Source organism: Pseudomonas sp. TSRC2-2, assembly GCF_049897785.1.
Taxonomy (GTDB): domain Bacteria; phylum Pseudomonadota; class Gammaproteobacteria; order Pseudomonadales; family Pseudomonadaceae; genus Aquipseudomonas.
Genome location: NZ_JAFCWZ010000009.1, coordinates 144435 through 157663 on the forward strand (window position 1 = coordinate 144435; position 13229 = coordinate 157663).

The 13229-nt window shown below is 60.2% G+C and carries 11 protein-coding genes; 6 read left to right on the forward strand and 5 right to left on the reverse strand.

Annotated elements, in window-relative coordinates; genetic code table 11:
* Positions 1-10 precede the first annotated feature (10 nt).
* On the reverse strand, positions 11-2116 hold the full coding sequence (locus ACP7D9_RS19215; protein ID WP_426159140.1) for a TonB-dependent siderophore receptor: 2106 nt from the start codon (positions 2114-2116) through the stop codon (positions 11-13).
* A gap of 88 nt (positions 2117-2204) precedes the next feature.
* Positions 2205-3362 carry a Do family serine endopeptidase AlgW gene (gene algW / locus ACP7D9_RS19220; protein ID WP_101159256.1) on the reverse strand — a complete coding sequence of 386 codons (1158 nt, stop codon included), beginning with the start codon at positions 3360-3362 and terminating at the stop codon, positions 2205-2207.
* A 104-nt stretch (positions 3363-3466) separates the two neighbouring features.
* On the opposite strand from algW, the gene ACP7D9_RS19225 reads away from it, so the two are divergent.
* The 3 genes from ACP7D9_RS19225 to cysN all read left to right on the forward strand — a co-directional run bounded on the left by ACP7D9_RS19225 (position 3467) and on the right by cysN (position 7295).
* Positions 3467-4225: a Nif3-like dinuclear metal center hexameric protein gene (locus tag ACP7D9_RS19225; RefSeq protein WP_426159143.1), complete on the forward strand. Its 759-nt coding sequence runs from the start codon at positions 3467-3469 to the stop codon at positions 4223-4225.
* Positions 4226-4469: 244 nt separating this feature from the next.
* The gene (gene cysD, locus ACP7D9_RS19230; protein ID WP_007912374.1) at positions 4470-5387 is read left to right on the forward strand and encodes a sulfate adenylyltransferase subunit CysD; all 918 of its coding nucleotides are present in this window, start codon (positions 4470-4472) and stop codon (positions 5385-5387) included.
* A gap of 9 nt (positions 5388-5396) precedes the next feature.
* A complete protein-coding gene (cysN, locus tag ACP7D9_RS19235; RefSeq protein WP_101159258.1) occupies positions 5397-7295 on the forward strand; it encodes a sulfate adenylyltransferase subunit CysN in 1899 nt (632 codons plus the stop codon).
* A 171-nt stretch (positions 7296-7466) separates the two neighbouring features.
* Here cysN and ACP7D9_RS19240 read toward each other — a convergent pair whose 3' ends face one another.
* Genes ACP7D9_RS19240 through ACP7D9_RS19250 form a run of 3 tightly spaced genes read right to left on the reverse strand, consistent with a single transcriptional unit; the run spans position 7467 to position 10847 of the window.
* Positions 7467-8369, reverse strand: coding sequence for an acyltransferase (locus tag ACP7D9_RS19240; RefSeq protein WP_426159146.1), 903 nt, complete (start codon positions 8367-8369; stop codon positions 7467-7469).
* A complete protein-coding gene (gene pta / locus ACP7D9_RS19245) occupies positions 8370-10469 on the reverse strand; it encodes a phosphate acetyltransferase (protein WP_426159148.1) in 2100 nt (699 codons plus the stop codon). It lies immediately after the preceding gene.
* A 51-nt stretch (positions 10470-10520) separates the two neighbouring features.
* Positions 10521-10847, reverse strand: coding sequence for a DUF3565 domain-containing protein (locus tag ACP7D9_RS19250; RefSeq protein ID WP_073473919.1), 327 nt, complete (start codon positions 10845-10847; stop codon positions 10521-10523).
* Here ACP7D9_RS19250 and ACP7D9_RS19255 point away from each other — a divergent pair.
* The 3 genes from ACP7D9_RS19255 (at position 10816) to ACP7D9_RS19265 (ending at position 13222) form a co-directional block, all read left to right on the forward strand.
* On the forward strand, positions 10816-11301 hold the full coding sequence (locus tag ACP7D9_RS19255; RefSeq protein WP_101159261.1) for an FKBP-type peptidyl-prolyl cis-trans isomerase: 486 nt from the start codon (positions 10816-10818) through the stop codon (positions 11299-11301). The genes ACP7D9_RS19250 and ACP7D9_RS19255 overlap by 32 nt on opposite strands.
* A gap of 123 nt (positions 11302-11424) precedes the next feature.
* Positions 11425-11907, forward strand: a complete 483-nt coding sequence (locus ACP7D9_RS19260) for a glutathione peroxidase (RefSeq protein WP_101159262.1) — start codon at positions 11425-11427, stop codon at positions 11905-11907.
* Between the two features lie 211 nt (positions 11908-12118).
* Positions 12119-13222 carry an NADH:flavin oxidoreductase gene (locus ACP7D9_RS19265; RefSeq protein ID WP_426159151.1) on the forward strand — a complete coding sequence of 368 codons (1104 nt, stop codon included), beginning with the start codon at positions 12119-12121 and terminating at the stop codon, positions 13220-13222.
* Positions 13223-13229: the final 7 nt, after the last annotated feature.

Genomic DNA, 13229 nt, shown 5'->3' on the forward strand with positions numbered 1-13229 from the left:
TGACGTCCTTTTACAGGTTGAGTGTGAGGCTGACGGTGAAGTTGCGCGGCTCGCCGGGATTGACCCAGTAGTTGCTGTACGAGCGCTCGTAATACTTTTCGTCGAAGAGGTTGTTCAGGTTGAGGCCGACCGTGACGTTGTCGCTGGCCTTGTAGTGCGCGAGCAGGTCGACGGTCTGATAGGCCGGCAATTCGAAGTCGCTGCCGGATTCGCCCGAGCGGTCGCCGACGTAAGTGAACGCTGCGCCAACGTCCGAGCCGCGCAGATGGCCATCCTGAAATTCATACACCCCGAGCAGGCTGCCACTGCGTTTGGCCACGCCGAGGATGCGGCTGCCGGCGGGGATCGTCGCGTCGCCCTTGGTCACTTCGGCATCGATGTAGGCGAAGGCGCCGATGACCCGCACTGCGTCGGTCACCTGGCCGCTCACTTGCCAATCGAAACCCTGACTGCGCGCCTTGCCCATGGCGCGACTGGTGTCGGTGGCCGGGTCGAGGGCGAGGACGTTTTCCTTGTCGATGTGGAAGAAGGCGAGGGTGCTGCTCACGCGCTCATCAAACAGTTCGTTCTTGATCCCCACTTCGTAACCGACGCCTTCTTCCGGGTCGAAGGATTTGCCGGCGGCGTCGAGGCCGTTGTTCGGTTTGAACGAGGTCGAGGCGTTGGCGAACAGGCCGGTGTTCGGTGTCAGTTGATAGAGCAGGCCGGCGCGTTGGGTGAGGGCGTCGTGGCGCTGCTGGCTTTTGGCGTTGCGGCTGTGGTCGTCGATGCGCTGGTCGAAGTGCTCGAAGCGCGCGCCAAGCATGCCGCGCAGTTTGTCGGTGAAGATGATCTGATCCTGCAGGTTCAGCGCATGGCTTTCGACGTGCTCGAAGAAGGCGGTGCCCGAGCGTGCACCATTGGGTTTCGGCTGGCCGTAGACCGGTTTATAGATGTCGATGGCGTAGGGGCCGCCAGCAATGGTGGTGACGCGTTCGTCCTTGCGGTAATTCTCGTACTCGGTGCCGATCAGCAATTCGTGCTGCCACGGCCCGAGGTCGAACAGACCGCGCAGTTCCAGTTGGGTAATGCTGTCGTGCCAACTGGTATCGCGCTCGCGCAAGCGGCGGTTGACCGTGTGGCCGTCGGCGTTCAGTGCTCGTTGTTCCGAAGCGTCGCCCCAGAGTTTGCCTTCCTTGTAGTGGCTGGCCAGACGCAGTTTCCAGCTGTCGTTCAGATGGTGTTCAAGGGTGGCCTGGAGCAGGTTGTTGTGGTTGTCGATGTTGCCGTCGTCAGGTTCGCCCAAGAAGGTCGAGCGTGATACGCCGCTCCATTTGTTGTTCGGCGCCACTACGCCACGATCGAAAGTCGAGTTGTGACGGACGATTTCGCTTTCCACCAGCAGCGAGGTATCCGGGTTCAACTGCCAACTGATCGAGGGCGCGACGAAGACCCGCTTACTGTCGACGTGATCGCGGAAGCTGTTGTTGTCTTCTACGGCGAGGTTGATGCGCGAAAGCACATCGCCCTGATCATCGAGGGGCGTGTTGACGTCCAGCGCAGTGCGATAGCGATCCCAACTGCCGGCGCTGGTTTGCAGTGTGGTGAACGCTTCACGCTGCGGTTTCTTGGTGACGATGTTCACCGTACCGCCGGGATCGCCGCGGCCGTACAGGCTGGCCGCCGGACCTTTGAGCACTTCGATGCGCTCGATGTTGGCCGCATCCGGCGTGCTCGGGTAACCGCGATTGGCGCTGAAGCCGTCCTTGTAGAACTCCGAAGTGGTGAAGCCGCGCACGCTGTATTCGTACAGGGTCAGGCCGCCGAAATTGTTCTGTTTCGATACACCGCCGGCGAAATCCAGCGCGCGCTCAACGCTGGTGCTGCCCAGATCCGAGAGCACGCTGGCCGGAACCACGCTGATGGCTTGCGGGATGTCGCGAATCGCCGTGTCGGTTTTGGTCGCACTGGCCGAGCGAGTCGCGCGATAACCGCTGACCGGGCCAATGGGTGATTCGTAGTCGGAGGTGACGCTGATGGCTTCCAGCTCAACGGCCTGTGATTCATCGGCGAAGGCGGGATCGCAGAGCAAACCCAGAGTCAGGCCCAACAGCGAGGCCTTTTTGCGAGACGACATGTTATGTTGTTCCAATTGTCAGAATTGAAACAATATAACATGCCTGTTGAGAATGTCTGTTATTCGCGCCCCTGGCGTGAAAACATTTTTATTGTTCTTTTTCTTTCACCGGTGCCGGCGGGGGCCGCAGACCGATTTCAGCCGTCAGCTTCAGCTCCTTGCCGTTGCGCATGACTTGAATTGTCACCTTGTCGGTCGGTTTGATCCGCGCGACCTGGTTCATCGAACGGCGACCATCGCCGGCCGGCTCGCCATCAATGCTCAGAATCACATCGCCCAGTTGCAGGCCGGCCTTCTGTGCCGGGCCGTCACGGAAGATTCCGGCGACGACAATCCCCGGGCGCCCGGACAAGCCAAACGATTCGGCCAGTTCCTGAGTCAGCGGTTGCACCTCAATGCCCAGCCAGCCGCGAATCACCTGACCGTGCTCAATGATCGACTTCATCACTTCCATCGCCAGTTTCACCGGAATGGCAAAACCGATGCCTTGCGAGCCGCCGGACTTGGAAAAGATCGCCGTGTTGATGCCGGTGAGGTTGCCGTTGGCATCGACCAGCGCGCCGCCGGAGTTGCCCGGGTTGATCGCCGCGTCGGTCTGGATGAAGTCTTCGTAGTTGTTCAGGCCCAACTGGTTACGCCCGGTGGCGCTGATGATGCCCATGGTCACAGTCTGGCCGACGCCGAACGGATTGCCGATGGCCAGCGCGACGTCGCCGATGCGAATGCTGTCGGAGCGGCCAACGGTGATCGCCGGCAGGTTTTTCAGGTCGATTTTCAACACCGCAAGGTCGGTCTCCGGATCGCTGCCGATCACCCGTGCCAGTGTTTCGCGACCATCCTTGAGTGCCACGACAATCTGGTCGGCGCCGCTGGTGACGTGGTTGTTGGTAAGGATGTAGCCTTCCGGGCTCATGATTACCCCGGAACCGAGGCTCGATTCCATGCGCTTCTGTTTAGGCGAATTGTCACCGAAGAAACGGCGGAACTGCGGATCCTCGAACAAAGGATGCGCCGGTTTGTTGATGACCTTGGTGGTGTACAGATTGACCACCGACGGCGCGGCGATGCCCACCGCGTCCGCATAGGACACCGGCCCCTGTTGCACGATCGTGGTCTGTGGAGCCTGTTGCAGATTGACGTCGAGGCTCGGCAGCCCGACCCACTCGGGGTAACGCTGAATAATCAACAGAGCGATAAGCACACCGGCCAACAGCGGCCAGCCAAAAAAACGCAGCGCCTTGAGCATTAAGCACGTTCCTGGAAAGGTTGCAGGCGAGGTCAGACCGCCCATAATGTCGCGCATTATACGAGGCCGCGCGTGCCTCTGAACGGGATATTTAGGAGTCTTTCATGGCCGTTGCCCTCAGCACCCTCGTCGAAGAAGCCGACCGTTACCTGGCCAGTGCGAAAATTGCCGATTATTGCCCCAACGGATTGCAGGTCGAAGGCCGCCCGCAGGTGATGCGCATCGTCAGCGGCGTCACCGCCAGCCAGGCTTTGCTGGACGCCGCCGTCGAAGCCGAGGCTGATCTGATCCTGGTCCACCACGGTTATTTCTGGAAAGGCGAAAACCCCTGCGTCATCGGCATGAAGCAGCGCCGCTTGAAGACCTTGCTCAAGCACGACATCAGTCTGCTCGCCTATCACCTGCCGCTGGATCTGCACCCCGACGTTGGCAACAACGTGCAACTGGCGCGTCAGCTCGATATCACCGTCGAGGGCCCGCTGGACCCGAGCAATCCGAAAGTCGTCGGTCTGGTGGGTTCGCTGAACGAGCCGATGACTGCCCGGGACTTCGCGCGCAAGGTGCAGGGCGCCATGGGCCGCGAGCCGCTGCTGATCGAAGGCAGCGGCATGATCCGTCGCGTCGGCTGGTGCACCGGTGGTGGCCAGGGTTATATCGATCAGGGCGTGGCGGCGGGTGTCGATCTGTTCATCAGTGGCGAGGCTTCCGAGCAGACTTTTCACAGTGCGCGGGAAAACGACATCAGTTTCATCGCCGCCGGCCACCACGCCACCGAGCGCTATGGCGTGCAGGCGCTGGGCGAGTACCTGGCGAAGCGCTTTGCCCTCGAGCACATCTTCATCGACATCCCGAACCCTATCTGACACACCGTTCCCTGTGTAGGAGCTGCCGAAGGCTGCGATCTTTTGATCTTGATCTTTAAAAACAAAATCAAAAGATCGCAGCCTTCGGCCGCTCCTGCATGGGCCTTGGGCGCCCAAACGAGCAGGCATATTCATATACCCTTTCGATCTAGTTGGCGTCCTGATTAGAAGAGGTCGCTGTGCTAGGATTCCCCGCTCGAACACGGCCCGCTGGCCGTTCATAAGAAAGCTTTCGTGAGTAGCCATGGTCGACAAACTGACGCATCTGAAACAGCTGGAGGCGGAAAGCATCCACATCATCCGCGAGGTGGCCGCCGAGTTCGACAACCCGGTGATGCTGTACTCCATCGGTAAAGACTCCGCCGTGATGCTGCACCTGGCACGCAAGGCGTTCTTCCCGGGCAAACTGCCGTTTCCGGTGATGCACGTCGACACCCGCTGGAAATTCCAGGAGATGTACAAGTTCCGCGACAAAATGGTCGAAGAACTGGGCCTGGACCTCATCACCCATATCAATCCCGATGGCGTGGCGCAGAACATCAACCCGTTCACCCACGGCAGCGCCAAGCACACCGACATCATGAAAACCGAAGGCCTGAAACAGGCCCTCGACAAGCATGGTTTCGATGCAGCGTTCGGCGGCGCCCGTCGCGATGAAGAGAAGTCCCGCGCCAAAGAGCGCGTGTACTCGTTCCGTGACAGCAAGCACCGCTGGGACCCGAAAAACCAGCGTCCCGAGCTGTGGAACGTCTACAACGGCAAGGTCAACAAGGGCGAATCCATCCGTGTGTTCCCGTTGTCGAACTGGACCGAACTGGACATCTGGCAGTACATCTACCTCGAAGGCATTCCGATTGTGCCGCTGTACTTCGCCGCCGAACGCGAAGTGATCGAGAAGAACGGCACGCTGATCATGATCGACGACGAGCGCATCCTCGAGCACCTGTCCGATGAGGACAAGGCGCGCATCGTCAAAAAGAAAGTGCGGTTCCGCACCCTTGGCTGCTACCCGTTGACGGGCGCGGTGGAGTCCGAGGCCGAAAGCCTCACGGACATCATTCAGGAAATGCTCCTGACGCGGACTTCCGAGCGCCAGGGCCGGGTCATCGACCACGATGGCGCAGGCTCGATGGAAGACAAAAAACGTCAAGGCTATTTCTAAGGGGCTGTCATGTCGCACGCATCTGATTTGATCAGCGAGGACATCCTCGCCTACCTGGGCCAGCACGAACGTAAAGAACTGCTGCGCTTTTTGACCTGCGGTAACGTCGATGACGGCAAGAGCACCCTGATCGGGCGCCTGCTGCACGACTCGAAGATGATCTATGAAGATCACCTCGAAGCAATCACCCGCGACTCGAAGAAATCCGGCACCACCGGTGATGACATCGATCTGGCGTTGCTGGTCGACGGCCTGCAGGCCGAGCGCGAGCAGGGCATTACCATTGATGTCGCTTACCGCTATTTCTCCACCGCCAAGCGCAAATTCATCATCGCCGACACCCCCGGCCATGAGCAGTACACCCGCAATATGGCCACCGGTGCGTCCACCTGTGACCTGGCGATCATTCTCGTCGACGCCCGTTACGGCGTGCAGACCCAGACCCGTCGCCACAGCTTTATCGCCTCCCTGCTGGGCATCAAACACATCGTCGTCGCCATCAACAAGATGGACTTGAAGGACTTCGACGAAGGCGTGTTCGAGTCGATCAAGGCTGACTACCTGAAGTTCGCCGAAGGCTTGAAGATGAAGCCGACCAGCATGCACTTCGTGCCGATGTCGGCCCTCAAGGGCGACAACGTGGTGAACAAGTCCGAGCGCTCGCCGTGGTACACCGGTCAGTCGCTGATGGAAATCCTCGAGACCGTGGAAGTCGCCGGTGATCGCAACTTCACTGATCTGCGTTTCCCGGTGCAGTACGTCAACCGTCCGAACCTGAACTTCCGTGGTTTCGCCGGGACGCTGGCCAGTGGCATCGTGCACAAGGGCGACGAAGTCGTGGTGCTGCCGTCGGGCAAGAGCAGCCGGGTCAAATCCATCGTTACCTTCGAAGGTGAGCTGGAACACGCAGGCCCAGGTCAGGCCGTGACGCTGACCATGGAAGACGAAATCGACATCTCCCGTGGCGACCTGTTGGTGCATGCCGACAACGTGCCGCCGGTCACCGACAGCTTCGAAGCGATGCTGGTGTGGATGGCTGAAGAGCCGATGCTGCCGGGCAAGAAATACGACATCAAGCGCGCCACCAGTTACGTGCCGGGCTCGATCGCCAGCATCGTCAACAAGGTCGACGTGAACACCCTGGAAGAAGGCCCGGCGAGCGCATTGCAGCTCAACGAAATCGGCAAGGTGAAGGTCGCGCTCGACGCGCCGATCGCCCTCGACGGTTACGAAAGCAACCGCACCACCGGCGCGTTCATCGTCATTGACAGGTTGACCAACGGCACCGTCGGCGCCGGCATGATCGTCGCTCAGCCAGTGACGCACGGCACCGCCACGCACCACGGCAAACTGGCCCACGTGGCTACTGAAGAACGTGCCCAGCGCTTCGGCCAGCAACCGGCCACCGTATTGTTCAGCGGTCTGTCCGGTGCGGGCAAGAGCACGCTGGCTTACGCGGTGGAGCGCAAGCTGTTCGACATGGGCCGTGCGGTGTTCGTGCTGGATGGGCAGAACCTGCGTCACGACCTCAACAAAGGACTGCCACAGGATCGTGCCGGGCGTACCGAGAACTGGCGGCGTGCCGCGCATGTGGCGCGCCAGTTCAACGAGGCGGGTCTGCTGACACTGGCCGCGTTCGTTGCGCCGAGTGCCGAAGGCCGCGAGCAGGCGAAGGATCTGATCGGCAAGGATCGTCTGTTGACAGTCTACGTGCAGGCTTCACCGACCGTGTGCGCCGAACGTGATCCGCAAGGGTTGTACGCCGCTGGCGGCGATAACATCCCGGGCGAATCCTTCCCGTACGATGTGCCGCTGGACGCTGACCTGGTGATCGACACGCAGTCGCTGAGTCTGGAAGAAAGCGTCAAGCAAGTGCTGGAGCTGCTGCGTCAACGTGGCGCCATCTAAGGCAGAAGCAGCGACAAGCTTCTAGCTGCAAGAAAAAGCCCGCCGATGAGTGATCATCGGCGGGCTTTTTTATTGCTCGGAGAATGGCAAGAGATCGCAGCCTTCGGCAGCTCCTACAGGATGTACGCCGAGCCGATGTAGGAGCTGCCGAAGGCTGCGATCTTTTGATCTTTAATGCTTTGGATACTCGCGGTGCATCTGCTCCAGCAACGCATCCTTGTCTAGCCACAGCTGATTGATCCAGCCCTGAAACTGCAATCGGTACTCGCCATCCTGGTCATAGTTCTTGCCGATGAAGGCAGGCGGGATTTTGATCTCTTCAAAGTGCACCACCACATCGCGCACATTGCCGCAGAGCAAGTCCCAGAACCCCGGACGCCCGGCCGGGTAATGAATCGTCACGTTGACGATCGACTCCAGCTGTTCACCCATCGCATCCAGCACGAAGGCAATCCCGCCGGCCTTGGGCTTGAGCAGGTACTTGAACGGTGATTGCTGCTGCGCATGCTTGCCTTCGGTGAAGCGTGTGCCTTCGACGAAGTTGAAAATCCCCACCGGGTTATGCCGGAATTTCGCGCAGGTCTTGCGCGTGGTTTCCAGGTCTTTGCCTTTCTTCTCCGGGTGCTTTTCCAGGTATGCCTTGGAGTAGCGCTTCATGAACGGAAAACCCAGCGCCCACCACGCCAGACCGATCACCGGGACCCAGATCAGCTCCTGCTTGAGGAAGAATTTCAGCGGCTGAATCCTTCGGTTGAGCACGTATTGCAGCACCAGAATATCGACCCAGCTCTGGTGGTTGCTGGTGATCAGATATGAGTGCTGATAGTCCAGACCTTGCAGACCGCTGATCTGCCAGCGGGTGCGGCGCACCAGGTTCATCCAGCCCTTGTTGTTGCTGATCCACGCTTCGTGGGTGTGGCTCATCAGCCAGCCGGCAATGCGCTGGGTCAAGGCAAACGGCAGGGCTTTTATCAGCGCCACACAGAACAGAAAGGAGCAGAGCAGAATCGTGTTCAGCGCCAACAGCAGCGAAGCGATCACGCCGCGCACGGGTGCAGGGAGAAAGTCCAGCATTTACACATCCATAGGTCGGTTGGCGGCTTGAATCGCGGTGAGCGCGATGGTGTAGACGATGTCATCGACTTGCGCGCCGCGCGGCAGGTCATTCACCGGTTTGCGCAGGCCTTGCAGCATTGGCCCGAGGCTGACGCAATCGGCGCTGCGTTGCACGGCTTTATGCGTGGTGTTGCCGGTGTTCAGATCGGGGAACACGAACACCGTGGCGCGCCCCGCGACCTGACTGTTCGGCGCCAGTTGCCGGGCGACGTCAGCGTTGGCGGCAGCGTCGTACTGCAACGGGCCGTCGATCAACAGCGAGTTTTGTTGCTCATGGGCGAGCAGGGTCGCCTCGCGGACTTTCTCGACTTCTTCACCGCGGGCCGATTCGCCGCTCGAATAGCTGATCATCGCCACACGCGGGGTAATGCCGAATGCGGCCGCCGAGTCAGCGCTTTGCAGCGCGATCTCGGCCAGTTCGCTGGCGCTCGGATGCGGGTTCATCACGCAGTCGCCGTAAACCAGCACTTCTTCCGGGAACAGCATGAAGAATACCGACGACACCAGCGTGCAGCCCGGTGCGGTTTTGATCAGTTGCAGTGCGGGGCGGATGGTGTTGGCGGTGGTGTTGATCACACCCGAAACCAGGCCGTCGACCTCGTCCAGCGCAAGCATCATGGTGCCGATCACCACGGTGTCTTCCAGCTGTTGCTCGGCCATCGGTGCGTTGAGGCTTTTGCTCCTGCGCAGCGCGACCATCGGTTCAACGTAACGCTCGCGGATTTGGTCCGGGTCGAGAATTTCCAGACCCGGCGGCAGCACGATGCCCTGCGCCCGGGCGACCGCTTCGACGTCTTCGGGTTTGGCCAGCAGCACGCAGCGGGCGATCCCGCGTTCCTGACAGATCGCCGCCGCTTGCACGGTGAACGGCTCGCTGCCTTCGGGCAGGACGATGCGCTTGTTCGCCGCTTGCGCACGTTGGATCAACTGATAACGGAACACCGCTGGCGACAGGCGCATTTCCCTTGGCGTACCGCAGCGCTGATGCAGCCAGTTGGCGTCGAGATGGCTGGCGACGAAATCGGTGATGATCTCGGCGCGCTCGCGGTCATCGATGGGGATTTCCTTGTTCAGGCCATTGAGCAAATTGGCGGTGTCGTAAGAGCCAGTGCTCACCGACAACACCGGCAAACCGGCCTGCAACGCGCCCCGGCACAGATCCATGATGCGCGGGTCTGGCAGGGTGTCGCTGGTCAACAGCAGGCCGGCCAGCGGCACGCCGTTGATCGCCGCAAGGCTGACGGCGAGGATGATGTCGTCGCGATCGCCCGGTGTTACCACCAGCACGCCGGGCTTGAGCAGCTCGACGGTGTTGCGCATGGTTCGTGCGCAAATGATGATTTTGCTCATGCGCCGGGTTTCGTAGTCGCCAGCGTTGAGTACCTGCGCGCCCATCAGATCGGCGACGTCGCGGGTGCGCGGCGCGTTGAGTTCCGGTTGAAACGGGATGCAGCCGAGCAAGCGGAAATCACCGCTGCGCAGCAAGGGCGAATGCTCTTTGAGGCGCGCAGCGAAGGCCTCCATGCTCTCGTCGGTCTTGACCTTGTTGAGGATCACGCCGAGCACTTTCGGATCTTTCGGGCCGCCGAACAATTGCGCCTGCAACTCGACGCGGCCAGACAGCTCGGCCAGCACTTCGTTTTCCGGCGCCGAAACCAGAATCACTTCGGCATCGAGGCTCTTCGCCAAGTGCAGATTGACCCGCGCGGCATAACTGGCGCTGCGGGTCGGCACCATGCCTTCGACCACCAGCACGTCCTTGCCGACCGCCGCTTGCTGATACAGGGCGATGATTTCTTCGAGCAACTCGTCGAGCTGACCGTCGCCGAGCATGCGCTCGACGTGCGCCAGGCCCAACGGTTGCGGCGGTTTCAGGCCGTGGGTGCGCGCCACCAGTTCGGTGGATCGTTCAGGGCCGGTGTCGCCCGGGTGCGGCTGGGCGATCGGTTTGAAGAAGCCGACTTTGAGACCGGCGCGCTCAAGCGTACGCACCAGCCCGAGGCTGATGGAGGTCAGACCCACGCCAAAATCGGTGGGGGCGATAAAAAAAGTTTGCATGGGAATTCTCTATGCAAGGGTGTCAGCCTATGTCTGGCCGACTACCGAAATTCAGTCGCCAAGGTTAGCGCTAACCGAGCCCTGTGCACACCAACCGCAGGCAAAGGGTTGACCTGTTTTTTCAATACGTTGCGCCGGATCCAGGACCCATGCGCGGGTTTGCCACGGCGGCTGGTGGCGCAGGTGCTGGGTGTGACCACAGGAAAGCTCGACCACCCAATGGCCGTCTTCGTCCTGATGAAAACCGGTGATGGTCGAAACCCGTTTGTCCGGGTTGTGGTCGCTTTCACGCGATTGCTTCGCTAAACTTGGCCTTTCTATATTCTTATGCAAAAGGTCTCGCCCCATGCTGATCGCCGCCAATAAGGCTGTCTCCATCGACTATACCCTGACCAACGACGCTGGTGAGGTCATCGACAGCTCCGCCGGCGGCGCTCCGCTGGTTTACCTGCAAGGCGCAGGCAACATCATCCCGGGCCTGGAAAAAGCCCTCGAAGGCAAAGCGGTCGGCGACGAGCTGCAAGTAGCCGTCGAGCCGGAAGACGCTTACGGCGAATACGCCGCCGAGCTGGTCAGCACCCTGAGCCGCAGCATGTTCGAAGGCGTTGACGAGCTGGAAGTCGGCATGCAGTTTCACGCTTCGGCACCGGACGGCCAGATGCAGATCGTCACCATCCGTGATCTGGACGGCGACGACGTCACCGTTGATGGCAACCACCCTCTGGCCGGTCAGCGCCTGAATTTCCAGGTGAAGATCGTCGACATCCGTGACGCCAGCCAGGAAGAAATCGCTCATGGTCACGTCCATGGCGAAGGTGGCCATCACCACTGATTTTCTGCGCTAAGCTTCGAGTACTGGAGAGGCGCCTGCGGGCGCCTTTTTAGTCCGCGGCTGTCCTTGGTGGTCACGCCAAGTGGCTGTTTCGAGTAGAACACGAGAATCCTGGAGTTCGGCATGAGTGCTTTTCACGACCTTAAGTTGACAGCCCTGGATGGTCAGGAGCTACCGCTGGCGCCGTTCAAGGGCCAAGTCGTGCTGGTGGTCAACGTGGCCTCCAAATGCGGCTTGACCCCCCAGTACGCGGCACTGGAAAACCTCTACCAACAATACAAAGGCAAAGGCTTCAGTGTGCTGGGCCTGCCGTGCAATCAATTTGCCGGCCAGGAGCCGGGTACCGAGCAGGAAATTCAGGATTTTTGCAGTCTCAACTATGGCGTGACGTTCCCGTTGTCGAGCAAGCTCGAAGTCAATGGCCACGAACGGCATCAGTTGTATCGCCTGTTGGCGGGAGAGGGCGCCGAGTTTCCCGGCGACATCACCTGGAATTTCGAGAAGTTTCTGCTCGGCAAGGACGGCCGGGTGCTGGCGCGGTTTTCGCCGCGCACGGCGCCGGATGATCCGACCATCGTGCATGCGATTGAAAAAGCGCTGAGCTGAAAAGCACAATCAAAAGATCGCAGCCTTCGGCAGCTCCTACAGGGGAACCATAAACCCCGTGTAGGAGCTGCCGGAGGCTGCGATCTTTTGCTTTTCAATCTTTTAATCCTTAATCACCAAAATCAATAATGCTGTTCATCAGGCTCGGCGCTTCATATTATCGCCGTCATATCGATTAATGTCTGTCGCCAACGTTTCGTGGAGCCTCTCGATGCCCGTTCAAGCCCTGTTCAAACCGTTCCATCTTGGTGCCCTCGAACTGCCAACCCGCGTGGTCATGGCGCCGATGACCCGTTCGTTCTCACCGGGTGGCGTACCCAATTCCAAAGTCATTGAGTACTACCGCCGGCGCGCGGCCGCAGGCGTTGGTTTGATCATCACCGAAGGCACGACGGTCGGCCACATCGCTTCCAACGGTTATCCGAATGTCCCGCAATTCTTCGGTGAGGCGCCGCTGGCCGGCTGGAAAAAGGTCGTCGACGCCGTGCACGCCGAGGGCGGCAAGATTGTTCCGCAACTGTGGCACGTCGGCAGCGTACGGCGCCTCGGCACCGAGCCGGATGCCGGCGTGCCGGGCTACGGTCCGTCGGAAAAACTCAAGGACGGTCAGGTCGTGGTTCATGGCATGACCAAACAGGACATTCACGAGGTGATCGCGGCGTTCGCCCAGGCTGCCAAAGATGCGCAGAGCATCGGCATGGACGGCGTGGAAATTCACGGCGCCCACGGTTATCTGGTCGATCAGTTCTTCTGGGAGGGCAGTAACCAGCGCACCGACGAATACGGCGGCAGCCTGGCCAATCGTTCGCGTTTCGCCATCGAATTGATTCAAGCGGTGCGCGCGGCGGTCGGTGAAGGCTTCCCGATCATCTTCCGCTTCTCGCAATGGAAGCAGCAGGATTACGCCGCCCGTCTGGTGCAAACCCCCGAAGCGCTGGGCGGGTTTCTCAAGCCGCTGTCTGACGCTGGCGTAGACATTTTCCACTGCTCGACCCGCCGCTTCTGGGAGCCGGAATTCGACGGTTCCGATCTGAACCTTGCTGGCTGGACGCGCAAGCTGACCGGCAAACCGACCATCACCGTGGGCAGCGTAGGCCTGGACGGCGAGTTCCTGCAGTTCATGGTCAACACCGACAAGGTCGCGCAACCGGCCAGCCTGGAAAATCTGCTGGAGCGTCTGAACAAAGAAGAATTCGATCTGGTAGCAGTGGGTCGCGCGCTGCTGGTCGATCCGGACTGGGCGCAGAAGGTTCGCGATGGGCGTGAACAGGATATCTTGCCGTTCAGCCGTGAGGCATTAATGACGCTGGTTTAAGCGGCGT